The following is a 24,762-nucleotide window of genomic DNA, read 5'->3' on the forward strand; positions in this document are numbered from 1 at the left end:
GGGCGACGCAGGGCGGGCCGTACGATGCCTGGCGACCCTGCCAGGCGCACCGGAGGACTGCCGCACATGCTCTACGGGAACGACGACTTCGTCCCGGTCATCCTCGGCACCGGCCTGGGCGCCTACGCCACCGCCCGCGCGCTGCACGAGGCGTTCGGCGTCCGGTCGCTGGCGCTCGGGCGCGCGCCGCTGCGCGAGACCGCCCACTCGGCGATCGTCGACGTGCGCACCTCCCCGTCGTTCGGCGACCCCGAGGCCGTGGTCGCGGCGCTGCGCGACCTCGCCGCCGAGCTCCCCGGCCGCACCCGCGTCCTGTTCGCCACGGTGGAGTACTACACGAACGTCGTCATCGACCACCGCGACCGGCTCGAGCCCGACTACGTGATCCCCCTGGTCGACGAGGCGATCAAGCGGCGCATCATCGACAAGACCGACTTCTACCGCACGTGCGCCGAGCTGGGTGTGCCGCACCCGGAGACCGTCGTCGTGGGCCCCGGCGGCCAGGACCCGACCCTCGGCGACGCCCTCCCGTTCGGCTACCCGGTGATCCTCAAGCCGTCGGACACCGACACGTACCCGCGCATCGCCTTCGAGGGCAAGCAGAAGGTCTACCGGGTCCCCGACGCCCAGCGGCTGCGCGAGCTCGTCGCGCGGATCCACGGCGCCGGCTACACGGGCGACCTCATCGTCCAGGAGCTGCTGGCGGGCGACGAGTCCGTGATGCGGGTGGCGAACACCTACTCCGACCGGAGCGGGACCATGCGGATCGCCTCCGTGGGCCAGGTCGCGCTCACCGAGTGGAACCCGGAGCTCGTCGGGAACAACAACGCGATCTTCTCCGTGGCCGACGACGCCCTGGTCGCCTCGCTCCGCCGGCTCCTCGACGGGATCGGCTACGTGGGCGCGGCGAACGTCGACCTCATGCGCGACGCCCACGGTGTCGACAAGCTGCTCGAGGTGAACCTGCGCACGGGGGCGACGGCGTACTACGCGACGGCGGCCGGCGCGAACATCCCGCGCCGCACCGTCGAGGAGCACGTCTACGGGCGGGCGCTCGACGAGACCGTCACCACCGACGAACGCCTCTGGCTCAACGCCCCGTACCCGGTGGTGCTGGGCTTCGTCCCCGGAGCCCTGCGCGCGCGGGTGCGCTCCGTCGGCCGGCGCGGGCGGGTCCACACGCTGCGCTACCGCGCCGACCGGTCGCTGCGCCGGCGCATCGAGGTCGCGCGTCTCGACCTGCGGCGCTCGCTCGACTACGTCAGGTTCGCGGCGCTCCGGCCACTACCCTGAGCACGACCTCGGCCGCCCGCCGCGCCTCCGCGACGTCGCCCCCGGTCGGCAGGTTCACCACGCGCTCCACGAGGTCCTCCGACGTCGCCAGGGCCGGGTCGCCCGGCCGGTAGCCGTAGCGCTGCGGGTCCTCGACCCCGGGGAACAGAGCCGGCCGGTACCAGCTGCCCGCGTAGATCCCCGCGGCGTCCAGGGCGTGCAGCACGCGCCGGGCGGTCGGCCCGTCCGGCGCGAAGAACGGCCAGCGCACGAGCGGGTCACCCGGCCTGGCGCCCGCCGGGACCTGGACGGCGTCGCCGAGCAGCCGCTGGTACTCGGCCACCAGCGCCCCCCGCCCTTGCTCCACCTCGTCGAGCCGCGGCAGCGCGGCGGCCATCGTCTGCGCCATCCACGGCGACGGGCGCATCGCCCGGTACGGCAGCCGGCCGCGCCCCTCCGCCGGCGCGACGGCGGGCTCGAACGCGCGCAGCGCCGTCAACGCCCGCCGCGCGGGCCCGGAGACGGCGCCGGGCAGCCTGTTGAGCACGCCGACCTCGGCGCGGTACGCCCGCGCGAGCAGGTCCAGCCTCGCGCCGACCACCGGCAGGCCCGCCAGCTCGTCGGCCATCCGCCCGCGCAGCCCGGCATCGGCCGCCGGGTTGAGCCACACCGCGCCGCCGAAGTGGGTCGGCAGCACCTTCTCGACGCCGAAGGAGTGGATCGAGACGTCGGCCACCGGGCCCGACGCGTCGCGCGCCAGGCGCCCCACGCAGTGCGCCGAGTCCTCCACGACGAGGGCGCCGACACCCCGGGCCGCGGCCGCCACGCGCGCCGCCCGCTCGTCGTCCACGATCCCGAAGGTGTGCTGGACGACGACGGCCCGGGCCGCGTCGGTCAGCACCAGCCGGTCCGGGTCGATCGAGACGGTGTCGGGCGACACGTCCGCGTGCCGCGGCGTCAGCCCCGCCGCGAGGATCGGGTCCACCGCGGTCGAGCACGTGAAGATCTGGGTGACGACCTCCCCCGGACCACGGCCCTCGCGCACCGCGCGGAACACGACCGCCATGCCGTACCGCGCCTTGAAGACGAGGAACCAGTCGCCCGGGTCGGTGCCGGTGCGGGCGGCGAGTGCCTGCGTGACGGCGCGGGTGGCGGGGTCGGCAGCCATCAGCGGGCACCCCGCAGCCGCTTGAGCAGGGGCGCGAGCGCCGACTCGAGCTCCTGCACCCGGAGCACCTTCATGACGACGACGTAGACGGCGACCATGGTCGCGCCGACGGCGGCGCAGACGAGCACGGCGTGGCCCCAGCGCAGCGACGCCGCCGGCACGCCCGACGTCATCGCGGCCAGCACCGCCCACCCGACGCCGGCGGCGATCGCGGCCGAGAGGCCGGCCTTGAGGTGCAGCGCCAGCACGCGCCGCCCGTCGATGCCCGAGAGCTTCCGGCGCATCCCGCGCACGCGGGCGAGGACCGAGATCCACGTGGAGATGGTGGTCGCGGCGGCGGCGGCGACGGTCCACCACGGCGCGGCGAGCCACAGCGTGCCGAGCCACATCACGAGAAGCAGCGACGCGGTCGCCAGCACCTGGATGACGAAGATGCCGCGCCCGTCGCCGAAGGCGTAGTACATCCGCTTGGCGATGACGGTCGCGCCCATGGCGACCAGGCCCGGGGCCATCGCCTGGAGCACCGGTGCGCTGACGTCGAGGTCGTGCGGCGTGATCGAGGGCAGCAGCGCCTTGAGGAGCGGTGCGGCGAGCACGACGAGGACCGCGACCGAGATGACGGAGAACACGCCGGCCAGCCGCAGCGCGGTCGACATGTCCGCGCGCACCCGGTCCAGGTTGCCCATGGTCGCCGCGGCGCTCATGCGCGGGAAGAGCGCGGTGACGATCGAGACGACGACGAGCGAGTGCGGCAGGAGGTAGATGGTCAGCGCGTTGGTGAGCGCCGCGTTCCCGGCCGCCAGCCCGGTGGCCGTCATCACGGCGCCCGCGGCGGAGGTGACGTTCTTGAGGTAGGCGACGCCGACCTGCTCGAGCGCCACGGCGCCGAGGGTCCACCCGACGACCTTGCCGGCGGTGCGCAGCCCCAGGCCGTGCAGCCCGAGCCGGAACCGCCAGTGGAACCCGCCGCGGCGCAGCGCGACGACGAGCAGCAGGCCCTGCACGACGATCCCGAGCGTCGCCGTCCCCGCCAGCAGCACCGTCTGCCCGGCGGTCCAGGCCTCCAGGCTCGGACCGTTGTCCCCCGCCCTGCCCCAGATCGCGACGAAGGCGCCGAAGCCCGCGATCGAGATGACGTTGTTCGCCACGGGCGCCCAGCCGATGGCGCCGAACTGCCCGCGCGCGCTCAGCGCGTCGCCGAGCACGCCGAACAGGCCGTAGAAGAACATCTGCGGCACGCACCAGTACCCGAAGGCGATGGCCAGCGCGATCTGCGCCGGGTCCCAGCCGCCGGCGAGCGTGAACAGCCGGATCAGCACCGGCGTCGCCGCCACCAGCACCACCGTGAAGGCGGCGAGGATCACCGTCGTCAGGGTGAGGAGCTTGTCGAGCCGCTCCTTCGCGTCGTCCGCCGCGATCGCCGCGATGATCTGCGGCATCAGCACCGCCTGGATCGCGCCCGCCGACAGCAGCGCGAACAGCTGGTTGGGCAACGTGTTGGCGACGTCGAAGGCGTTCGCGACCGGGCCGATGAGGCCGACCGCGGCGACGAGCAGCATCGTGCGCACCAGGCCGGTCCCGCGGGACGCGAACGTCCCCGCGGTCATGGCCAGGGAGCCGCGCCGGAGCCGGTCGTCGCTGAGCCGGTCCTCCGCCACGGGGCTGCCGTCCGTCACGAGGCCTCCGCCTTGTCGCGGCGCAGGCCCCGCAGGGCCCGCAGCGTGCGCTTCGCGAGCGGCAGGGCGCGGTTCCACACGTCGTACATCGGCGAGAAGGGCACGTCGAGCGTGCCGACCATCGCGTCCTCGTGCTTGGCCAGGCTGCGCTTGAAGTCGCTGATGCCGTCGTTGAGCAGGCCGTTGAAGTCGAACCGCGCCAGCCCGTCCTGCTGGGCGATCTCGACCGACCGCCAGTACACCGGGGTGGTGGCGCGCATCTTGCGCCCGGCGGCGTTGCCGCCGCCGTACAGCTGGAAGGAGGTGCGTGTCGAGTTGATGCACCACGAGAAGCACACCGGCGCGCCGGCCTCGTCGTACGCCGCGACCAGCACCGACCGCGGCCCGAGCTCGTGGTGCACCGACAGGTAGTACTCGTCCGAGTGGAGCGCGAAGTCGGCGCGGCGCGCGGTCTCGCGGTACACGCCGAGCACCGCGCGCACGTCGTCGTCGGTCTCGACGCGCCGGATGTCCATGCCGTCGCGCGCCGCCTTGCGGATGTCGTGGCGCGGGGAACGGTCCATGTCGGCGAGCAGATCGTCGGGCGTCCTGGTCAGGTCCAGCACCACGGTGGACGAGACGAGCACCGTGGCGGTCCCCTGCCGCGCACCGGGGACGGCCGCGCTGCCGGCGGGCCAGTCGGGTTCCAGCGAGACGCCGAGGCCGCCGACGTGCTCTCGGCACCACGCGACGACGGCCGCGGTGACGGCCGCCCGCCGCTCGTCGAGCTCGGGTCCCTCGGGTCCCGCGTCGCCGACGACGACCGGCCCGCGCGGCACGTAGGACAGCCGCCCGAACGGAGCGGGGAGCCGCCTGACGAGCACCTGCGCGAGCCCGACGAGCGAGCCGCCGTCGCTCACGCGGAGCCGGTAGGGCGTCCACGCCCCGGCCGCCTTGACCTGACCCCAGCCCCACAGCTGCAGCGGATGGCCACCCTGGGCCAGGACGTCGGCGTCCCACGCGTCGCGGGACGTGACGAGGTCGGCCGTCGGAGCGGTCGGCGCCACGTCAGACCTCGCTCTCCTGACGGTTGCCCGACCAGTCGGTGTGGAACGTGCCCGCCTTGTCGGTGCGCTGGTAGGTGTGCGCACCGAAGTAGTCGCGCTGCGCCTGGGTCAGGGCGGCCGGGAGCCGGTCGGCACGCACGGCGTCGTAGTAGGCCAGCGACGAGGCGAACGCCGGCGCGGGGACGCCGTGGCTGGCGGCCGCGGCAACGATCCGCCGCCAGGCGGCCAGCCCGTCGCCGACGACGCCGGTGAAGTACGGGTCCGCGAGCAGCAGCGGCAGCTGCGGGTCGCGCGCGTACGCCTCGGTGATCCGGTCGAGGAACTTGGCGCGGATGATGCAGCCGCCTCGCCAGATCCGCGCCATCGCGCCCCGGTCGATGCCCCAGCCGTACTGCGCCGACGCCGCGGCGATCTGGTCGAAGCCCTGCGAGTAGGCGACGACCTTCGACGCGTAGAGCGCGGCCCGCACGTCATCGACGAAGCCGGCCTCGTCGGACACGGCCCAGGGCTCGGCGTGCGCGGGCAGCACGCCGTGCGCCGCGTCGCGCTGCGCGACGCCTCCCGACAGGCCGCGGGCGAACGTCGCCTCGGCGATGCCGGTGACCGGCACGCCGAGGTCGAGGGCGTTCTGCACGGTCCAGCGGCCGGTGCCCTTCTGCTCGGCCCGGTCGGCCACGACGTCGACGAACGCCTTGCCCGTCGCGGCATCGGTGTGCGCCAGCACGTCGGCGGTGATCTCGATGAGGTAGGACTCCAGGTCGCCAGCGTTCCACGAGGCGAACACCTCGGCCAGGCGGGCCGCGGACCAGCCGAGGCCCTGGCGCAGCAGGTCGTACGCCTCGCCGATCAGCTGCATGTCGGCGTACTCGATGCCGTTGTGCACCATCTTGACGAAGTGGCCGGCCCCATCCGGGCCCACGTGCGTGCAGCACGGCACCCCGTCGACGTGCGCCGAGATCGACTCGAGGATCGGGCCGAGCGTCGCGTAGGCCTCGACGGTGCCGCCGGGCATGATCGACGGACCGTTGAGGGCGCCCTCCTCGCCGCCCGACACCCCGGTGCCCACGAAGTGGAACCCCTGCGCGCGCAGCGCCGCCTCACGGCGCACGGTGTCCGGGAAGTGCGCGTTGCCGGCGTCGACCACGATGTCGCCGGGCTCCAGGAGCCCGGTCAACTCGTCGATCACCGCGTCCGTCGCCGCGCCCGCGTTCACCATGACGACCACCGTCCGCGGCCGCGCCAGGCTCGCGACGAAGTCGGCCATCGACGACGACGGCACGAACGTGCCCTCGTGCCCGAACTCGGCCATCAGCGCGTCGGTGCGCGCCTGCGACCGGTTGTGCACCGCCACGACATAGCCGTGGCGCGCCAGGTTCCGGGCGAGGTTCCGGCCCATCGTCCCCAGACCCGTCACACCGATCTGTGCCAGGGCGTCCGCCATCCGAGGGCTCCTTCGTGTCGTCCGGGGCGCGTCGAGCCGCCTCCTGCGACCCCGCCCGCCGTCAGCGCGGGTGCGCCCTGGCCAGCCTAGTGCCGGGACGGGCGGCGCCCCGGCGCGCCGGATGCCGACGCGCGCGGCGCACGCCTACCCTCGCCTCGTGCCTGTCCCCGAGGACGTGCCCGAGCAGTTCATCCGGGCCCTGCGCTCCCTGCGCGCGGTGACCGTCCGTCCCGAGATCGTGCTCGACGAGGTCTCCGGACCCGCGCGGATCGCCCCGTACTCCGCCGCGCTGACGGCCGAGGTCCGCAGCGCGCGCCGGTCGCTGGCCGCCGACGAGCTGGCGTCCGGCCGCTTCGTCGTGCTCCACGACCCCGCCGGCCAGGAGGCGTGGGACGGGACCTTCCGGCTCGTGACGCTGGTCCGCACCGCCGTGGAGCCCGAGGTCGGCACCGACCCGCTGCTCGCGGAGGTCGCGTGGAGCTGGGTGACCGACGCGCTGGCCGCCGTGGGGCCAGGCGCCCACGCCCCGGCGGGCACGGTGACGCGGGTGCTGTCGCACAGCTTCGGGTCGATCGAGCGGGCCGACGAGACGAGCGAGCTCGAGATCCGGGCCTCCTGGACCGCGGACGACGAGAACCTCGGCCCCCACCTGCTCGCCTGGACGGGTCTGCTCTGCACGGCGGCCGGCCTGGAGCCCCTGCCGGACGGCGTGACGCCGCTGCCGCCGCGCCGTTGATCATCCGCTAGGCGGTATCAAGGCTGGCCGGGGTCGTGCCGATGAGCCGGTGTGACCATCGACCCGGCGCGCCACGACCTTGTCGGCGTCCGCCCGGTCGTACCACGTCAGGCCCCCGCCGAGGTCCGCCAGCCCATGTGCATCGTGGTCGCCGAGATCGGCGACGGCGAGGGCGACAACCTCGTGCGTGCGCTCCACCGCCGGGGGCTGCCGCGCGTCGTCGTGCTCGCGCGCCGTGCCCACGACGCGGAGATCCTGTCCCTCCTCGCCGGCGGCGTCCGGGGTGCCGTGGTCGGCGAGACCGACGCGATGCCGGCGTTGCTGCCGCCCGCGCGGGAGCCCGTCGCCCAGCGCCCCGAGGTGTCCGAGCGCGAGATTGAGGTGCTCCGCCGGGTCGCCGACGGCCACTCGAACCGGCAGATCGGGGCCGAGCTGGGCCTCTCGGCCCTCACCGTGAAGAGCCACCTGGCGCGCATCTCGCGCAAGCTCGGCACCGGCGACCGGGCGCAGCTCGTCGCCATCGCGATCCGCGCCGGCCTGCTCGACTGATCCCGCCCGGCGCGGGTGCGCGGGACGAGGTCCCGCCTCGCCTACGGTGAAGGTTGTGAGTTCCCAGGGCACCGGCGCGCGACCCGACGACCACGCGGGTCGCGGGTCGTCGGCGGGCGCGCCCCGGGACGAGGCGGACGACCCGGTCGTGCCCGACGAGGACGCCCCCCGCGAGGAGACGGCCGACGAGGCCGACGCCGCCGAACGGGTCGTCGTCCCCCTGCTCGAGCCGGCCGACGGCGTGCCGGACGTCATCGACACCCCCGCCGCCCTCGCCGCGGCGATCGCCGCCTTCGAGGCGGGCACGGGCCCGGTGGCGGTCGACGCCGAGCGTGCCTCCGGCTACCGGTACGGCCAGCGCACCTACCTGGTGCAGCTGCGCCGTGAGGGCGCGGGGACCGCACTCATCGACCCCGTGGCCCTGCCCGACCTCTCGGGCCTCTCCCGGGCGCTCGTCGGCGTCGAGTGGGTGCTGCACGCCGCCTCGCAGGACCTGCCGGGGCTCGCCGAGCAGGGCATGCACCCCTCTCGCGTGTTCGACACCGAGCTCGCCGCCCGGCTCCTCGGCATGGAGCGGGTGGGGCTCGCGGCGGTCGTCGCCGACACGCTCGGGCTCGGGCTCGCCAAGGAGCACTCGGCCGTCGACTGGTCCACCCGGCCGCTGCCGCGCGACTGGCTGCGGTACGCCGCGCTCGACGTCGAGCTGCTGGTGCCGGTGCGGGAGGTGCTGGCCGACCGGCTCGCCGAGGCCGGCAAGGCCGTCTGGGCCGCCGAGGAGTTCGAGGCCGAGCGCACCGCTCCGCCGGCCCCGGTCCGCGCCGAGCCCTGGCGGCGGGTGTCGGGGCTGCACGCGATCCACGACGCCCGGCGGCTTGCGGTGGTCAGGTCCCTCTGGGAGACCCGGGACCACAACGCGCGCCAGCGCGACATCGCGCCGGGCCGCGTGCTGCCGGACCGCGCGATCGTCGCGGCCGCCGAGGCGCTCCCCCGGTCCGTCCCGCAGCTCGTGGGCCTGCCCGCGTTCTCCGGCAAGGGCACGCGCCGCCGCGCCGCGCTGTGGCAGGCCGCGATCGACCGGGCCCTCGCGCTGCCGGACGCCGAGCTGCCGTCGGTGCGCGGACCTCGCACGGACGCCCCGCCCCCGATCCGTGCCTGGTCGGACCGCGACCCCCGTGCCGCCGCGCGGTTGACGGCGGCGCGCGCCGTCATGGTCGCGACCTCCGAGGCCTGGCAGACACCCGTCGAGAACCTCCTCCAGCCCGACCTGCTGCGCCGGCTGTGCTGGAGCCCGCCGCCCACGCTGGACGTCGACTCGGTCGCCGCCGCGCTGACTGCCGGCGGCGCCCGTCACTGGCAGGTCGGGCTGCTCGGCGAGCCGCTCACCCAGGCGCTGCGGGCCGCGACCGCGTGACGTAGCCTGCGGGAACGGCCGGCCGGGGGCCCCCGGCCGCACCGGACGACGACGTCTGGAGAGCCATGTCGCAGACCGCCTCCCACCGTCCCGAGCGCGTTGCCCGCGCGTCCCTGCGCGACGTCGCGCTGCCCGGCGGCGGCACCCTCGTGCTGGTCACCGTGGACAACGGCCTGGACGCGCCGACCACCCTCGGCCCGCAGGGGCTCGCCGAGGTCGCGTCCGCGTTCGCGACGGTCCGGCAACGGGCGCACGGCGGGCACGTGGCGGCGGTCGCGGTCACCGGCCGGCCGGGCATGTTCGTCGCGGGCGCCGACCTGGGCTACGTCGCGTCCGTGCACGCGCGCGCGGACGCCCTCGAGCTGGCCCGCGCCGGCCACGCCGCCTACGGGATGCTGGCGGACCTCGGCGTGCCGACGTTCGCCTTCCTCGGCGGCGCCGCGCTCGGTGGCGGGCTCGAGCTCGCGCTGGCCTGCCGGTACCGCACCGTCGCGGCCGACGTCACGGCCCTCGGGCTGCCGGAGACGTCGCTCGGCCTGGTGCCAGGCTGGGGCGGGGTCTACCGGCTGCCCCGGCTCGTCGGCATCGAGGCGGCGATCGACGTCGTCCTCGCCCGGCCGGCCGCGCACCGGAACCTCGCCGCGGCGGAGGCGGCGCGGATCGGGCTCGTCGACGCGGTGCTGCCGCCCGAGGGCTTCGTCGAGGCGTCGATCGCGTGGGCCGGCAGCGTGCTGGCGGGCGAGGTCTCCGTGGCGCGGCGACCGCTGGACGACGACGCCACCTGGTCGGGCGCCGTGGCCCGGGCCCGGCGGCGGCTGGAGGCGACCATCCATGCCTCCCGGCCGGCGCCCTACCGCGCGCTGGACCTGCTGGACGCGCTCCGGCCCGCCGCCACCGGCCCGGCCGTCGCCGTGGCCGGCGCGCCGACGGTGGAGGACCTCGTCGAGCCGGTGACGGCGGCCGCCGCCGAGGACGAGGCCCTCGCGGACCTGGCGACGACCGACGAGATGCGCAGCGCCGCCTACGCGTTCGGCCTCGTGACGGGCGCCAAGCGACCCGCCGGCGCGCCCGATGCCGCCCTGGCGAGGCCGGTCGGCAGGGTCGGTGTCGTCGGCGCCGGCCTCATGGCCACCCAGATCGCGCAGCTCGTCGCGCGCCGGCTCCGTGTCCCGGTGGTGCTCCGCGACGTGGACGACGAGCGGGTGACCGCCGGGCTCGCGGCGCTGCGGGCGTCGGTGCAGCGGCAGGTCGAGGGCGGGCGGCTCGCCGCCGCGGAAGGCGACCGCATCGTCGCCTCCGTGTCGGGATCGACGGACGTCGGGGTCTTCTCGGGGTGCGACCTGGTGATCGAGGCCGTCACCGAGGTCCTCGACGTCAAGCGGCAGGTGTTCGCCGAGCTGGAGGGTGTCGTCGGCCCCGGCACCGTGCTCGCGACGAACACCTCGGCGCTGTCGGTGACCGAGATGGCGGACGGCCTCGCCCACCCCGAACGCGTCGTCGGCCTGCACTTCTTCAACCCGGTCGCCGCGATGCCCCTCGTGGAGGTCGTGCGGGCGGAGCGGACGGACGACGCCGCGCTCGCGACGGCCTTCGACGTCGTGGCCCGGCTCGGCAAGAACGCGGTCGGCGTGCGCGACCGCCCGGGATTCGTCGTCAACCGCCTCCTGGTGCTGCTGCTCGGCGTCGTCCTGGGCGCGGTCGAGGAGGGCACGCCGGTGGAGGTCGCCGACCGCGCGCTCGACCCGCTGGGCCTGCCGATGCCACCGTTCGAGCTCCTCGACCTGGTGGGACCGGCGGTCGGCCTCCATGTGCTCACCTCGCTGCGCGCCGACCTGGGCGACCGGTTCCCGGCCTCGCCCGGGCTCGCCCGGCTGGTCGCCGACCGCACGCCGTTGGTGCTGCCCGCCGCCGAACCGGGGCTGCCACGGCGCGCCGACCCGGCGATCCAGGCGGCGTTCGGCGCCGCCGGCCGGGCGCACGACGAGGCGGGCGTCCGGGACGCGGTCCTGGCCGCCCTGGCCACCGAGATCGGCCTCATGCTCGACGAGGGCGTCGTCCCCGAGCCGCAGCAGATCGACCGCTGCATGATCCTGGGCGCGGGCTGGCCGTGGCACCTCGGCGGGATCAGCCCGTACCTCGACCGCTCCAGGTGGAGCGAGCGCGTCCTCGGCCACCGCCTCCTGCCGGACGGCACCGCGAACGTTCCGAAGCCCTGACGCGGTGGGGGCCGACGAGACGGCACCGATCTGCCCGCCGCGCCCGCGAGCTCAGGCCGCGGCCGTGACCGGAGTGCCGCGACGGGTGAGGAAGAGCCAGCCGCCTCCGGGTGAGGGGCGGATCTCGACGTGCAGCCGGTGGATCAGGTCGTGGTGGTACCAGCACAGCAAGATGCCGGCGTTGATGTCGGTCTCGCCGTGGTCGCGGACCCACTGGTCGATGTGGTGGATCTCCCCGAGCGCCGGTGGTGCGGTGCAGCCGGGGTAGCGGCAGTGCCCGTCGCGGGCGATCACCGCCTTGCGGCGCGGACCGGCGTAGGTGCGCTCGGCGCGGCCGACGTTGATGACCTGCGAGTCCGGCCCGAACACGATCCGTGACACCTCGCTGTCGCAGGCCAGCCGGGCCAGCACGCCGGCCGGGATCGGCCCGGCCCCGAGAACCTCGGCGACCGCGAAGCGTTCGACGTCGGCGACCGGCGCCAGGCGGAACAGGCAGCCACGCTCGGCCGCTGCTCGGAAGGCGGTGTCGAACGGGACCTCGACCAACGCGTCACCATCGGGGTTGCGGCTACCTGCTTGGTCACCGCTCGCGTCGTGGCCGTCATCCTCGCTGAGCCCCCGGCCGGCCCCGTCACCGCTGGCGTCGTGGCCCTGATCCGCCAGCCGCCCACGGTGCGCCCGCACCACAGCGGCGTCGGACGTGTGTGGGCCCTCGAGGACGCGGCGGAGAGTGTCGAAGTCGACGACGACAGACAGGTGGGGGCGCACGGCGGCGCCGGTGCCGACCAAGCCGTGGTCCAGCACCAGCCGTGAGAGGTCGACCAGCGCTTGGGCGCGCCGCTGCTGGGTGGTGCGCGCGTCACCGGCCGCCGGAGCGGTCATCACAGCGTCGAGCGCGCAACCGAGAGTTGCGCCGTGCTCGGTGGTCAGAAACCCGGCCAGGTGGAAGCCGCCGAGGGTCGGGGACAACGCGACGAACTCCCGGTCGCACGCGTCCTGGTAGCCGCGCTCGTCGCAGGCCGGATCCGCGGCCGCCGCCCAGCGGCGGGCCAACCGGCGGAAGCCGTCCGCACCGCTCTCCCGCGCGTGGCCGACGAGGAACTCCTCGCCGCAGTCCTCGGCCGGCGCAGCCAACGCCGCACACCGGGCCTCGCTGGTCGCGGCGACGATCGCCATGGTCTGCACCTGCTCGACGCTGACGTCACCGGCCAGGCCCGCCGCCAACGTGGCGGGCAGGTGGTCGCGCAACGCGCGCCCGGTGGCCACCACGGAGCGAGCCTTCACGTACGGCATCCCGGTCGCTGCCGCCAGCCAGTGCCCGAACGAGCGCGCACCGTCCAGCGCCCACAAGCCCTCGTCGTCCACCGCGGTGGACAGCCGGGCACCGGCCACCTGAAGACGGCCGGACTGGGCGAACACCGCCAGCAGCAGCTCGCGAGCCTCCTCCTGCGACAGCCCGACGGACTCCGCCGGTGACCCCTGCACCGCCCCGACCACGGCATCGACAACGCTCGCCAACGCGGCCACGAGCGGATGCACGCAACGCTCCACGACCGCCCCCCGACGTCGCCACAGACCCACAGTTATGGGGTCTGACCTGCATCGATGGTATCGGAGGCCACTGACAACCGATAGGCATTGTCGAACATCTGTGCGGATGTTCACCGTTGGCGAAGCCGTCCTGACTCCTCGCCAGGACGATCCTGTCCAGCTCCGAGTATCCCGTTGCCGCCCCAGGGCTCTGGATACTCCGTGAGGACCGACCGTGTCGGCCTCTGATCACGACGACCCCCCAGGAGGCGTTCATGACGATGCACGGAGGCGACCACGTGGCGGCGCTCGACGCCGCCGCCGAGCACGCCAGGGACTGGCTCGCGAGCGTCGGCGAGCGTGCGGTGCCGCCGCGCTCCGACATCGACGCCGTCCTCGCCGCGCTGGCCGGGCCGCTGCCGGAGCACGGGACGGCCCCGCGGGACGTGGTCGACGAGCTCGCGGCCGCCGTGGAGCCCGGCCTCATGGCGATCGGCTCGGGGCGCTTCTTCGGCTGGGTGATGGGCGGCACGCTCCCGGCCTCGCTCGGCGCCGACGTGCTCGTCAGCGCCTGGGACCAGAACGCCGGCATGCGGACCCCGACCCCCGGCGTGGTCGCGGTCGAGGAGACCGCCGCGCGGTGGCTGCTCGAGGCCCTCGGCCTTCCGGCGACGGCCGAGGTCGGCTTCCCCACCGGCGGGACCACCGCCAACCTCGTCGGGCTCGCCGCGGGCCGTCACGCCGTGCTCGCCCGCGCCGGATGGGACGTCAACGAGCGCGGCCTGATCGGCGCTCCCCCGCTGCACGTGCTCGCCGGCGAGGAGCGCCACGACTCCGTCGACCTGGCCCTGCGCTACCTCGGCCTCGGGCTGCCGCGCACGGTCGCTGTCGACGACCAGGGCAGGCTGCGCGCCGACGCGCTCGCCGCCGCGCTCGACGCGGTGCCGGACGGCGAGCCGGTCCTCGTCGTGCTGCAGGCGGGCAACCTGCACTCGGGCGCGTTCGACCCGTTCGGCCCGGCCATCGCCGCCGCCCACGCGCACCGGGCGTGGGTGCACGTCGACGGTGCGTTCGGGCTGTGGGCGGCGGCCAGCCCGGAGCTCGCGCACCTGGCGGACGGCATGTCCGGAGCCGACTCGTGGGCGACCGACGCCCACAAGACCCTCAACGTGCCGTACGACTGCGGCATCGCGATCGTCCGGGACCCGCTGGCGGTCCGGGCGGCGTTCGGCGCCCACGCGGCGGCGTACCTCTTCGACGCCCCCGGCGCCGCCAACCCCTACGAGAAGGTCCCCGAGATGTCCCGGCGGGCGCGAGGCGTGCCCGTGTGGGCCGCCTTGCGGCAGCTGGGCCGTGCCGGTGTGGCCGGCCTCGTCGACGGCCTGGCGGCGAACGCCCGCGCGATCGCCGCCGGCCTGGCGACGATCGACGGGGTCGAGGTGCTCAACGACGTCGTCTACACGCAGGTCGTGCTCGCCCTGGGCGACGACGACCGCACCCGCGCCGTCGGCGCCGCGATCCTCGCCGACGGCGACACCTGGATCTCCGGCTCCGTCTGGCACGGACGCGCGGTGCTGCGCGTCTCGGTGAGCAACTGGTCCACGGACGCCGACGACGTCGCCCGCACGCTGGCCGCCGTGCGCCGAGCCGTCGAGGCCACGCCGTGACGCGCGGTAGCACCCGGTCAGGCGTCGGCCCCCGGATGGAGTGCCATCCGGGGGCCGACTGGGTGCTGCCGCCGCGGGAACGCTCACCAACCGCGGTGACGTACGGCCGGGCGCCGGGCGCGCCCGACCGTCCGTGCTGATCAGGCCGACTCGTGGAACGTGCGGCTCAGGACGTCGAGCTGCTGCTCCTTGCTCAGCTTGACGAAGTTCACGGCGTAGCCGGAGACGCGGACCGTGAGGTTCGGGTACTTCTCCGGGTGGTCGATCGCGTCCTGCAGCGTCTCGCGGCTGAGCACGTTGATGTTCGCGTGGTACAGGCCCTCGCTCATGCCGGCGTCGAGGATGCCGACGAGGTTGGCGACCTGCTCGTCCTTCGTCCGGCCGAGGCCGGACGGCGTGATCGTGTTCGTCAGCGAGATGCCGTCGAGCGCGTCGTCGTAGTCGAGCTTCCCGACCGAGAGCATCGAGGCGACCATGCCGTGCGTGTCCATGCCGTTCTCCGGGTTGGCGCCCGGCGCGAACGGCGTGCCGGCCTTGTGCCCCGACGGGAACGCCCCGGTCGCCTTGCCGTAGACCACGTTGGACGTGATGGTGAGCACCGACTGCGTGGGCACCGCGTCGCGGTACATCGGCAGGTGGCGGATCTTGTCCATCACGGTCCTCACGACGAGGGCCGCGAGCTCGTCGGCCCGGTCGTCGTCGTTCCCGTACACCGGGAAGTCGCCCTCGGTGATGTAGTCCACCACCAGGCCGGTCTCGTCGCGCACCGGGTAGACCTTGGCGTACTTGATGGCCGCGAGGCTGTCCGCGACGATCGACAGGCCGGCGATGCCGCAGCCCATGGTCCGCACGATCTCGTCGTCGTGCAGCGCCATCTCGACGGCCTCGTAGGCGTACTTGTCGTGGCTGTAGTGGATGATGTTCAGCGCCTCGACGTAGGTCGCGGTGACCCACGAGAGCATCTCGTCGTACTTCGCCCAGACCTCGTCGAAGTCCAGCGCCTCGGAGCCCTTGACGCCCTCGTGGCCGCGCACGATGAGCTTGCCGGACACCTCGTCGCGGCCACCGTTGATCGCGTACAGCAGCGACTTGGCGGCGTTGACGCGCGCCCCGAAGAACTGCATCTGCTTGCCGATGGTCATCGGCGACACGCAGCAGGCGATCGCGGCGTCGTCGCCCCAGTGGCAACGGATCTGCTGGTCGGACTCGTACTGGATCGCCGACGTCTCGATGGAGATCGCGGCGCAGAACTCCTTGTAGCCCGCCGGGAGGTTCTCGTCCCAGAAGATCGTGATGTTCGGCTCGGGCGCCGGGCCGAGGTTGCGCAGCGTCTGCAGCAGCCGGAACGAGGTCTTCGTGACGAGTGGCCGGCCGTCCTCGCCGAAGCCCGCGTCGCTCCACGTGGCCCAGTAGGGGTCGCCGGAGAAGATCTGGTCGTAGTCGATGGTCCGCAGGAACCGCACGATCCGGAGCTTGAGGACCAGCGCGTCGATGATCTCCTGCGCCAGCTCCTCGGTGAGGGTCCCGGCGGCGAGGTCACGCTCGGCGTAGACGTCGAAGAAGGCCGAGAGGCGGCCGATGCTCATGGCCGCGCCGTCCTGGCTCTTCACCGACGCCAGGTAGCCGAAGTAGGTCCACTGGACGGCCTCCTGGAAGGTCCGCGCCGGTCGGCCCAGGTCGAAGCCGTAGCTCTCGCCGAGCCGCTTGAGCTTCTTGAGCGCCTTGACCTGCTCCGAGTGCTCCTCGCGGTAGCGGGCCCAGTGCTCGCTGAACGGCTGGTCGGCGACCGAGTCCTTGTCCGCGTTCTTCGCGGCGATGAGGGCGTCGACGCCGTAGAGCGCCACGCGCCGGTAGTCGCCGATGATGCGGCCGCGGCCGTAGGCGTCCGGCAGGCCGGTGATGATGTGCGAGCTGCGCGCGGCGCGGATGCGCGGCGTGTACATGTCGAAGACGGCCTCGTTGTGGGTCTTGCGGTACTGCGTGAAGATCCGCTTGACCTCGGGGTCGACCTCCTTGCCGGCCTCGTGGAGCGCGGTCTCGACCATGCGCCAGCCGCCGTTGGGCATCATCGCCCGCTTGAGCGGCGTGTCGGTCTGGATGCCGACGACGACGTCGTCGTCCGCGCTGATGTAGCCGGCGGGGAACGCGTCGATGTCGGCCGGGGTGTGCGTGTCGACGTCGTAGACGCGTCGCTCCCGCTCGACCGACAGGTACTCACGCTCGAGGGTGTCCCACGTGCGCAGCGTCTTCGCGGTGGGCCCCGCGAGGAACGCCGCGTCCCCGAGGTACGGCGTGTAGTTGCGCTGGATGAAGTCCCGGACGTCGATCGTCGCGGTCCAAGGGCCTTCGGTGAACCCGTCCCAGGCCGTCTCGTCTGTCGCGGCGGCGGGGATCTCGGTGATCGTCATGACGCTCCTCCTTGGGGACGTCATTCAGCCTAGGATTCAGACATGGGATGACTTGAGACAAAGGTCCCATGTGTAGCGAACCACCAGGTCACGTGCATGTGATCCGTGTCACAAGGGTGCGCGCACGGCGCCACAGGGCGCGACGACGACCCGGCTGTGGGCCGGTACGGGCGACCCCCGAGGGTCAGTGGACCTCGACGCCCCGGGCGCGGAACTGCCCGCGGACGCGCTCGACCAGCTCGGGCGTCGGCGGCCGGGTGTCCGCCAGCTCGTACCGCATGCCGAGGGCGTCCCACTTGTCGCGGCCCATCTGGTGGAAGGGCAGCACCTCGACGCGCGCCACGGTCGCCAGCGTGGCGACGTAGTCCGCCACCACCTCGACGTTGTCCCACGCGTCCGTGAGGTCGGGGACGAGGACGTACCGGATCCACATCGCCACGCCGTGGTCGGACAGCCGGCGCCCGAAGTCGAGCGTCGGCTGCAGCTCGCGCCCGGTGACCCGCGTGTACGTGTCCGGGATCCCGGACTTGACGTCGAGCAGCACCAGGTCGAGGTCGTCGAGCATCGCGTCCGTCGCGGCCGCCCCGAGGAAGCCCGACGTGTCGATGGTCGTGTGGACGCCCATCTCCTTCGCGCCGCGCAGGATGCGCCCGATGAAGGCCGGCTGCATCAGCGGCTCGCCGCCCGACAGCGTGAGGCCACCGCCGGTGGCCCGGAACACGCCGCGGTACCGCGACACCTTCTTCAGCAGCTCCTCGGCCGTGATGTCCGTGCCGCGCCGCATCTCGAGCGTGTCGGGGTTGTGGCAGTACAGGCAGCGCAGCGGGCAGCCGGCGAGGAACACCGTCAGGCGCGTGCCCGGCCCGTCGACGGCCGTGACCAGCTCCCACGAGTGGAGCGAGCCGAGCTGGCCGGTGCGCACCTGCGCCAGCCGCTCGGGCCGGTCGAAGTCGGCGTTCAGCAGGCCCTGGGTGCCCTGACCGGCGGTGCGGTGGGTCGAGCCGCCGACGAGGGGCGTCGAGAGGTCGACGACGGGCGCCCCGTCGTGGCTGCTGCTCATGATCGCTACACCGTCACATGGAACGTGCGGCTCAGCACGTCGAGCTGCTGCTCGCGCGAGAGCCGGACGAAGTTCACCGCGTAGCCCGACACCCGGATGGTGAGGTTGGGGTACCTGTCGGGGTTGTCCATCGCGTCGAGCAGGGTGCCCTTGTCGAGGACGTTGAGGTTGAGGTGGTAGCCGCTGGACAGCATGTAGGCGTCCAGCAGGCCGACGAGGTTGGCCACGCGCTCCTCGCGGGTGCGGCCGAGGCCGTCCGGCGTCACCGACGTCGTCAACGAGACGCCGTCCTGCGCGTCCGAGTACGGCAGCTTGGCCACCGAGAGCGCCGAGGCCAGCATGCCGTGGGTGTCGCGGCCGTTCATCGGGTTGGCGCCCGGGGCGAAGGGCTCCCCGGCCCGGCGGCCGTCGGGCGTCGAGCCGGTGACCCGCCCGTAGGAGACGTTCGACGTCACGGTGAGCACGTTCTGCGTGTGCAGGGCGTTGCGGTAGGTGGGCAGCCGGCGGATCTTCGTCATGAACGCGTGCAGCAGGCTCGCCGCGATCTCGTCGACCCGGTCGTCGTCGTTCCCGAAGCTCGGGAAGGCGCCCTCGACCGCGAACTCCGTCACCAGGCCGTCCGTGGTGCGCAGCGCGTGCACGGTGGCGTACTTGATCGCCGACAGCGAGTCGGCCACCACCGAGAGCCCGGCGACGCCGCACGAGAGCGTGCGCAGCACGGTGCGGTCGTGCAGCGCCATCGCCAGCCGCTCGTACGAGTACTTGTCGTGCATGAAGTGCACGCAGTTGAGCGCGTCGACGTAGGTCTCGGCGAGCCAGTCGAGCGTGCGGTCGAGCTTGGCCAGCACGTCGTCGTAGTCGAGCACCTCGCCCTCGACCGGGGCCGACAGCGGCGCCACCTGGCGACCGGTCACCTCGTCGCGCCCGCCGTTGATGGCGTAGAGCAGCGCCTTGGCCAGGTTCACCCGGCCGCCGACGAACTGCACCTGCTTGCCGATCCGCAGCGGCGAGACGGCGCACGCGATCGCGGCGTCGTCGCCCCACGCGGAACGGATGAGCTCGTCCGACTCGTACTGCACCGCCGAGGTGTCGAGCGAGACCTCCGCGCAGTAGTCCTTGAACCCCTGCGGCAGCCGGTCGCTCCACAGCACCGTGAGGTTCGGCTCGGGCGCCGGCCCCAGGTCGTTCAGGGTCGCGAGGAACCGGAACGAGCTCTTGGTGACGAGCGGGCGGCCGTCCTCCCCCGTCCCGCCGAGCGTCTCGGTGACCCACGTGGGCTCGCCGGCGCACAGCTCGTCGTACTCGGCGGTGCGCAGGAACCGGACGAGGCGCAGCTTGATGACGAGGTCGTCGACGAGCTCCTGCGCCTCCTCCTCCGTGATCCGACCGGTCACGAGGTCGCGCTGCAGGTAGACGTCGAGGAACGTCGAGGTGCGCCCCAGCGACATCGCGGCGCCGTTCTGCTCCTTGATGGCCGCGAGGTACGCGAAGTACAGCCACTGGACCGCCTCGCGAGCCGTCGTGGCCGGCCGCGAGATGTCGTAGCCGTACGAGAAGGCCATGGCCGCGAGGTCGGCCAGCGCCCGGATCTGCTCCGCCAGCTCCTCCCGGTCGCGGATGACGTCTTCGGTCGACCGCTCCATGTCGAGCGCCGCCTTCTCCAGCCGCTTCGCGGCGAGCAGCGCGTCGACCCCGTACAGCGGCACGCGCCGGTAGTCACCGACGATCTGGCCCCGGCCGAAGTCGTCCGGCAGGCCGGTGACGATCTGGGCGCTGCGCGCCGCCCGCACGTTCGGCGGGTACACGTCGAGCACGCCGTCGGCGAAGGTCTTGCGGTAGGTGGTGAACACCTCGTCGAGCAGGGCCGGCGCCTCGTACCCGTGCTCCTCGAGCGCCTGGCGCACGGCCGCCCAGCCGCCGTTCGGCATGATGGCGCGCTTCAGCGGCTCGTCGGTCTGCAGCCCGACGACGAGCTCGCGGTCCTTCTCGACGTAGCCGGGGGCATGCGACGTGATCCGGGACGGGGTCCGCACGTCGACGCGGTAGTCGCCCACGCGCTCGGCCGCCATGAGGCCCTCGACGGTCGCCCACAGCGCGCGCGTGCGCGCGGTCGGGCCGGCAAGGAAGCTCGCGTCGCCCGCGTAGGGCGTGTAGTTGCGCTGCAGGAAGTCACGCACGTCGATGTCGTCGACCCACGGCCCGCCGACGAAGCTCAGCCAGGCACCGGGGAGCGAGTCGACCGCATCGCGCGAGCGGGTGTCGCTGGGCATCGGGTCCCCCTCGGGTAGACGTCGCCGGGCGTCGACGCTGGTCACGACGGTATCCCGAAAATACATGGGATGTCTCGGGACCATCGTCCCCGGGCGGCGGCGCCCGAGCCCGCTGACCTCGGTGGTTGCCGGGCCGCCGTGGCCGCTAGCGCAGCTCGTCGAGCGCGGCCAACGTGTCGGCCGCGATGTCGTGCGGCCGCAGCCGCAGCACGTCGACGATCTCCTCGCGCGTGGCGTGCGGGAGGAACTGCCGTGGCACCCCGAACGCGCGGACCGGCGTGCCGATGCCCTGCTCACGGGCGCGCTGGCCGAGCATCGCGCCCGCTCCCCCGTCGACCAGCCCGTCCTCGATGCACACCGTGTGGTCGTGCTCGCCGACGAGCTTGACGAGTGACGTCGGCACCGGCAGCACCCAGCGCGGGTCGACGACCGTGACCGCCAGCCCGTGGGCCGCGAGCAACCGCCCGGTCTCGAGCGCGGTCGTGGCCATCGGGCCGACGCCGACGACGAGCACGCGCCGGGCGTCCGGCGTGGCGCCCTCGTGCCGGGCGAGCACGTCGACCCCGTCCCGGTCCTCGAGCGCCGCCAGCGGCTCGGGCACCGGTCCCTTCGGGTAGCGGATGACCGTCGGGGCGTCGTCGACGTCGACCGCGGCGCGCAGCGCCGCGCGCAGGGTGTCCTCGTCGCGCGGCGCCGCCAGGCGCAGCCCCGGCACGGCGGCGAGCATCGCCATGTCCCACATGCCGTTGTGGCTGGGCCCGTCGTCACCCGTGATGCCGGCGCGGTCGAGCACGAACGTCACGCCCGCGCGGTGGAGGGCGACGTCCATGAGCATCTGGTCGAACGCCCGGTTGAGGAACGTCGCGTAGACCGCGACCACGGGGTGCAGCCCCCCGAAGGCCATCCCGGCGGCGGAAGCGGCGGCGTGCTGCTCCGCGATGCCCACGTCGAACACGCGGCCCGGGAACTCGGCCGCGAACGGCGCGAGGCCCACCGGCTGGAGCATCGCGGCGGTGATGGCCACGACGTCCGGGCGGCGCCGCGCGATGCGCACGATCTCGTCGGCGAACACGCCCGTCCAGCCGAACCGCGACGGCGCCACCGGCAGCCCGGTCTCGGGGTGGATCTGGCCCACCGCGTGGAACCGGTCGGTGACGTCCTGCTCGGCGGGCGTGTAGCCGCGCCCCTTCTCGGTGATGACGTGCACGATCACCGGGCCGCCGTAGGCCTTGGCGTGCCGCAGCGCCTGCTCGACCGCCCGTTCGTCGTGCCCGTCGACCGGGCCGACGTACTTCAGCCCGAGGTCCTCGAAGAGGCCCTGCGGCGCGACGATGTCCTTGACGCCCTTCTTGAGCCCGTGCAGCGCCTCGTACGCGAGCCGGCCCGGCGCGCCCGAGCGCCGGAGGGTCGACTTGCCCCACGAGAGCACCGACTCGTACGAGCGCGCGGTGCGGAGCGCGTCGAGGTGGCGCGCCAGCCCGCCGATCGTCGGCGCGTAGGACCGGCCGTTGTCGTTGACGACGACCACCAGCCGGCGGTCCTGGCCGGCAGCGATGTTGTTGAGCGCCTCCCACGCCATGCCGCCGGTGAGGGCGCCGTCGCCGACCACCGCGACCACGTGCCGCTGCGGCTGGCCGCGCACCTCGTTGGCCTTGGCGATGCCGTCGGCCCAGCTCAGGGCCGCGGACGCGTGGGAGTTCTCGACGACGTCGTGCTCCGACTCGGCGCGGCTCGGGTAGCCGGACAGCCCTCCGGAGCGACGCAGCCGCGAGAAGTCGGAGCGCCCGGTGAGGAGCTTGTGCACGTACGCCTGGTGGCCGGTGTCGAAGACGATGGTGTCCCGCGGCGAGTCGAACACGCGGTGCAGGGCGATGGTCAGCTCGACGACCCCGAGGTTCGGACCGAGGTGGCCGCCCGTGCGGGAGACCTGCTCGACGAGGAAGCGCCGGATCTCGGCGGCCAGCGCCTCGACCTGCCGCGGCGTGAGGCGGCGCACGTCGGCCGGCGAACGGATGCCCTCCAGCAGGCCCACACCCACCTCCGTGCCTCCGGCGACGCTGCCCGCCGGTCCCGCGGGCGCTGGGCGCGGCACGCCCGGCCGTCCACTGTAAGACGTCAGCGCCGCTCCGGCGTACCGGAGAGCTCCACGCGGACCGGCGCGTCGGTGCCGACGTGGGCCGACCCGTCGCGGTCCAGCCGGACGTCGAGCCGCCGCCCGGCCAGGCGCAGGCCGCGCACGACGAGCGGGCGCGGCGTCGTCGCGGCGGGCGAGACGCGCAGCACGCCGCCGGGCACGTCGGGCGCCAGCCCGAGCGCCGACGTCAGCACCGTCACCACCGCCGCGGCCGACCACGCCTGCGGGCGGCACGCGGCCGGGTAGGGCACCGTGCGCGGCACGTCCTCGACCGAGTCGCCGCTCCACAGCTCCGGCAGGCGCCAGCCGAGGTCGACGGACGCCGCCAGCAGGCCGTCGGCGAGGGTCGCCGCCGCCTCGTCGTGCCCGGTGCGCGCCAGGCCGGCCACCGCGATCGCGGTGTCGTGCGGCCACACCGACCCGCCGTGGTAGCGCAGCGGCCAGTAGCCCGCCGACGACGAGCTCATGGTGCGCAGCCCGCGGCCCGACGAGAGGTCGGGGCTCACCAGCCGGGCCGCGACGACGTCCTCCTCCTCCCGGCTGAGCAGGCCGGTGCCGAGCAGGTGGCCCATGTTGCTCGTCACCGAGTCGACGAGCCGCTTGTCGCCGTCCAGCGCGATGCCCGGGTAGTCGCCGTCGGGCTCGTGCACCCAGAACTGTCGGCGGAAGCGCTCGGCGAGGCGCGCCGCCCACTCGCGCCAGCGGTCGGCGCCGGGCCGGCCGAAGGCCTCCAGCAGCGCAGCGCCGCCGATCGCCGCCTCGTGCGCGTACCCCTGCACCTCGGACAGCGCGATGGTGCCCTGCGCGAGCCGACCGTCCCGCCACTGCACCGAGTCGCCCGAGTCCTTCCAGCCCTGGTTGGCCAGGCCGTGCCCGGACTCGTCGACGTACTCCAGGAAGCCGTCGCCGTCGGCGTCCCCCGAGTCGGCCATCCAGGCGAGGGCCGCCTCGGCGGCGGGCAGCAGGGCCTCGACGTCGGCGGCGTCCATGCCCCACCGCCACGCGTCGTGCAGCAGGCACACCCACAGCGGGGTGGCGTCGATGGTGCCGTAGTACAGGGGCGGCAGCGTCACGCCGCCGCCGATCGCGAACGTCTGTCGTCGCAGCTCGTGGAGGATCTTGCCCGGCTGCTCGGCGGTCGCGGTGTCCCGCACCCGGCCCTGACGGGCGGCGAGGGTGCGCAGCGTGCCGCGGGCGAGGTCGGTGCCCAGCGGCAGCAGCATCCGGGCGGCCCACAGCGAGTCGCGGCCGAACAGCGTGAAGAACCACGGCGCCCCCGCCGCCAGGAACACCTCGTCGGGGGCGAACGTCGCGGACATCCGCAGCGCGGCGAGGTCGCCGAGCCCGCGCAGCAGCATCTGCGGCAGGCGCTTGTCGACCGCGGCCACCTCGGGCACGGACCACTCCACGTCGGGGCTGGCCGGCGCCGTGACGACCGGCGCGTGCTGCACGGCGCGCAGGTACCAGGCGGCCTCGGCCGGTTCGCCGGTGCGCGCCTCCAGGTCCCACTCGAGCAGCGCGTGGCTGGAGTCCTCCCCGGCGATCACCCGTGCGCCCGGCGCCCTGACGACGACGTCGACGGAGCCCGCGGTCCACCGCACGCCGTCCGGCTCGATCGCCACCGGGGGCGCCGATGTCGGCAGGCCGCGCTTGATCTGCTCGAGCGCCCCTTCGTCGGACCGGATCCGCACCGCCAGGCGCCCGACGACGGGCTCCGCGGTCGAGCACGAGAGCCGCAGCACCTCGTCGATCCCCTCGGGGTGTGCGGTGCGGATGCGGTCGAGCCGCGCCGTCGGGTCGGCCCCGGGCCCGTCGATCCCCCGGACCGCGGCGACGACGTGGACCTCCTGCCGGCCGGACGGCGCGGCCTGGATCGCCTCCGGCTCGGCGCCGCTCACCGTGAGCACGGCCTGCGACAGGACGCGCACGTCGCCGTGGTAGAAGCCCTCGGCACCGGCCCCGCGCACCTGTCCGTCGCGTGCCGACCACGCCTGCGACGGGGCCTGCACGGCCGCGAGGAGCACGTGGAGGAAGGGCTGCAGGTCCATCGTCGCTCCCTTGCGGGCGCCGGCGGACGGCGCCACCGACGTCCAACGTAGGCCGCGCCTCCCCATCCCGCCCGTCGGTCACGATCCGGTCACGGTCGCCGAGCGGACCCGCGGGAGGCGACTTAGCGTC

16 protein-coding genes are annotated in these 24,762 nt (G+C 74.2%); 6 read left to right on the forward strand and 10 right to left on the reverse strand.

Translation table 11 applies throughout. The features are described 5' to 3' along the window. The first annotated feature begins 66 nt into the window (after nt 1–66). The gene (locus BGO37_RS11610; RefSeq protein ID WP_291755029.1) at nt 67–1,293 is read left to right on the forward strand and encodes an ATP-grasp domain-containing protein; all 1,227 of its coding nucleotides are present in this window, start codon (nt 67–69) and stop codon (nt 1,291–1,293) included. On the opposite strand, the gene BGO37_RS11615 is transcribed toward BGO37_RS11610, so the two are convergent. The 4 genes from BGO37_RS11615 to gndA are packed head-to-tail and all read right to left on the reverse strand — an operon-like array spanning nt 1,262 to nt 6,603. Continuing rightward, nucleotides 1,262–2,440 carry a DegT/DnrJ/EryC1/StrS family aminotransferase gene (locus tag BGO37_RS11615; protein WP_291755030.1) on the reverse strand — a complete coding sequence of 393 codons (1,179 nt, stop codon included), beginning with the start codon at nt 2,438–2,440 and terminating at the stop codon, nt 1,262–1,264. The genes BGO37_RS11610 and BGO37_RS11615 overlap by 32 nt on opposite strands. Next, the gene (murJ, locus tag BGO37_RS11620) at nt 2,440–4,116 is read right to left on the reverse strand and encodes a murein biosynthesis integral membrane protein MurJ (protein WP_291755031.1); all 1,677 of its coding nucleotides are present in this window, start codon (nt 4,114–4,116) and stop codon (nt 2,440–2,442) included. Before murJ ends, BGO37_RS11615 begins: the two co-directional genes overlap by 1 nt. After that, complete coding sequence (locus BGO37_RS11625; RefSeq protein WP_291755032.1) at nt 4,113–5,162, reverse strand: GNAT family N-acetyltransferase; 1,050 nt, start codon at nt 5,160–5,162, stop codon at nt 4,113–4,115. Before BGO37_RS11625 ends, murJ begins: the two co-directional genes overlap by 4 nt. A gap of 1 nt (nt 5,163) precedes the next feature. Next, nucleotides 5,164–6,603, reverse strand: a complete 1,440-nt coding sequence (gene gndA, locus BGO37_RS11630; protein WP_291755033.1) for an NADP-dependent phosphogluconate dehydrogenase — start codon at nt 6,601–6,603, stop codon at nt 5,164–5,166. A gap of 157 nt (nt 6,604–6,760) precedes the next feature. On the opposite strand from gndA, the gene BGO37_RS11635 reads away from it, so the two are divergent. From BGO37_RS11635 to BGO37_RS11650, 4 genes are all read left to right on the forward strand, one after another. Beyond that, nucleotides 6,761–7,339, forward strand: a complete 579-nt coding sequence (locus tag BGO37_RS11635) for a DUF3000 domain-containing protein (protein WP_367188105.1) — start codon at nt 6,761–6,763, stop codon at nt 7,337–7,339. A gap of 135 nt (nt 7,340–7,474) precedes the next feature. Further along, on the forward strand, nt 7,475–7,888 hold the full coding sequence (locus BGO37_RS11640) for a LuxR C-terminal-related transcriptional regulator (protein WP_291755037.1): 414 nt from the start codon (nt 7,475–7,477) through the stop codon (nt 7,886–7,888). Between the two features lie 220 nt (nt 7,889–8,108). Then, on the forward strand, nt 8,109–9,299 hold the full coding sequence (locus tag BGO37_RS11645) for an HRDC domain-containing protein (protein ID WP_291755209.1): 1,191 nt from the start codon (nt 8,109–8,111) through the stop codon (nt 9,297–9,299). Between the two features lie 65 nt (nt 9,300–9,364). Further along, nucleotides 9,365–11,515, forward strand: a complete 2,151-nt coding sequence (locus BGO37_RS11650) for a 3-hydroxyacyl-CoA dehydrogenase NAD-binding domain-containing protein (protein WP_291755038.1) — start codon at nt 9,365–9,367, stop codon at nt 11,513–11,515. 51 nt (nt 11,516–11,566) lie between these two features. Here BGO37_RS11650 and BGO37_RS11655 read toward each other — a convergent pair whose 3' ends face one another. Continuing rightward, complete coding sequence (locus BGO37_RS11655; RefSeq protein WP_291755040.1) at nt 11,567–13,054, reverse strand: HNH endonuclease signature motif containing protein; 1,488 nt, start codon at nt 13,052–13,054, stop codon at nt 11,567–11,569. 266 nt (nt 13,055–13,320) lie between these two features. On the opposite strand from BGO37_RS11655, the gene BGO37_RS11660 reads away from it, so the two are divergent. Further along, complete coding sequence (locus BGO37_RS11660; RefSeq protein WP_291755043.1) at nt 13,321–14,712, forward strand: pyridoxal-dependent decarboxylase; 1,392 nt, start codon at nt 13,321–13,323, stop codon at nt 14,710–14,712. 140 nt (nt 14,713–14,852) lie between these two features. Here BGO37_RS11660 and pflB (BGO37_RS11665) read toward each other — a convergent pair whose 3' ends face one another. The 5 genes from pflB (BGO37_RS11665) to BGO37_RS11685 form a co-directional block, all read right to left on the reverse strand. After that, complete coding sequence (pflB, locus tag BGO37_RS11665) at nt 14,853–17,120, reverse strand: formate C-acetyltransferase (RefSeq protein ID WP_291755045.1); 2,268 nt, start codon at nt 17,118–17,120, stop codon at nt 14,853–14,855. A 184-nt stretch (nt 17,121–17,304) separates the two neighbouring features. Then, entirely contained in the window at nt 17,305–18,180 is an 876-nt protein-coding gene (gene pflA / locus BGO37_RS11670; RefSeq protein ID WP_291755047.1) for a pyruvate formate-lyase-activating protein, read from the reverse strand. A gap of 5 nt (nt 18,181–18,185) precedes the next feature. Further along, entirely contained in the window at nt 18,186–20,450 is a 2,265-nt protein-coding gene (gene pflB, locus BGO37_RS11675) for a formate C-acetyltransferase (RefSeq protein ID WP_291755049.1), read from the reverse strand. A 145-nt stretch (nt 20,451–20,595) separates the two neighbouring features. Further along, complete coding sequence (gene dxs, locus BGO37_RS11680; protein WP_291755051.1) at nt 20,596–22,482, reverse strand: 1-deoxy-D-xylulose-5-phosphate synthase; 1,887 nt, start codon at nt 22,480–22,482, stop codon at nt 20,596–20,598. 83 nt (nt 22,483–22,565) lie between these two features. Further along, complete coding sequence (locus BGO37_RS11685) at nt 22,566–24,632, reverse strand: glycogen debranching N-terminal domain-containing protein (RefSeq protein ID WP_291755053.1); 2,067 nt, start codon at nt 24,630–24,632, stop codon at nt 22,566–22,568. Between the last annotated feature and the right edge of the window lie 130 nt (nt 24,633–24,762).

This window comes from Cellulomonas sp. 73-92, from assembly GCF_001898175.1.
Taxonomy (GTDB): Bacteria; Actinomycetota; Actinomycetes; order Actinomycetales; family Cellulomonadaceae; genus Cellulomonas.

Excerpts from the sequence above, each read along its gene's own strand:
- BGO37_RS11660 (WP_291755043.1), top strand. The coding sequence starts at position 13,321 with ATGACGATGCACGGAGGCGACCACGTGGCGGCGCTCGACGCCGCCGCC.
- pflB (WP_291755049.1), bottom strand. The coding sequence starts at position 20,450 with ATGCCCAGCGACACCCGCTCGCGCGATGCGGTCGACTCGCTCCCCGGT.
- BGO37_RS11650 (WP_291755038.1), top strand. The coding sequence starts at position 9,365 with ATGTCGCAGACCGCCTCCCACCGTCCCGAGCGCGTTGCCCGCGCGTCC.
- BGO37_RS11615 (WP_291755030.1), bottom strand. The coding sequence starts at position 2,440 with ATGGCTGCCGACCCCGCCACCCGCGCCGTCACGCAGGCACTCGCCGCC.
- BGO37_RS11610 (WP_291755029.1), top strand. The coding sequence starts at position 67 with ATGCTCTACGGGAACGACGACTTCGTCCCGGTCATCCTCGGCACCGGC.
- gndA (WP_291755033.1), bottom strand. The coding sequence starts at position 6,603 with ATGGCGGACGCCCTGGCACAGATCGGTGTGACGGGTCTGGGGACGATG.
- pflA (WP_291755047.1), bottom strand. The coding sequence starts at position 18,180 with ATGAGCAGCAGCCACGACGGGGCGCCCGTCGTCGACCTCTCGACGCCC.
- pflB (WP_291755045.1), bottom strand. The coding sequence starts at position 17,120 with ATGACGATCACCGAGATCCCCGCCGCCGCGACAGACGAGACGGCCTGG.
- BGO37_RS11685 (WP_291755053.1), bottom strand. The coding sequence starts at position 24,632 with ATGGACCTGCAGCCCTTCCTCCACGTGCTCCTCGCGGCCGTGCAGGCC.
- BGO37_RS11640 (WP_291755037.1), top strand. The coding sequence starts at position 7,475 with ATGTGCATCGTGGTCGCCGAGATCGGCGACGGCGAGGGCGACAACCTC.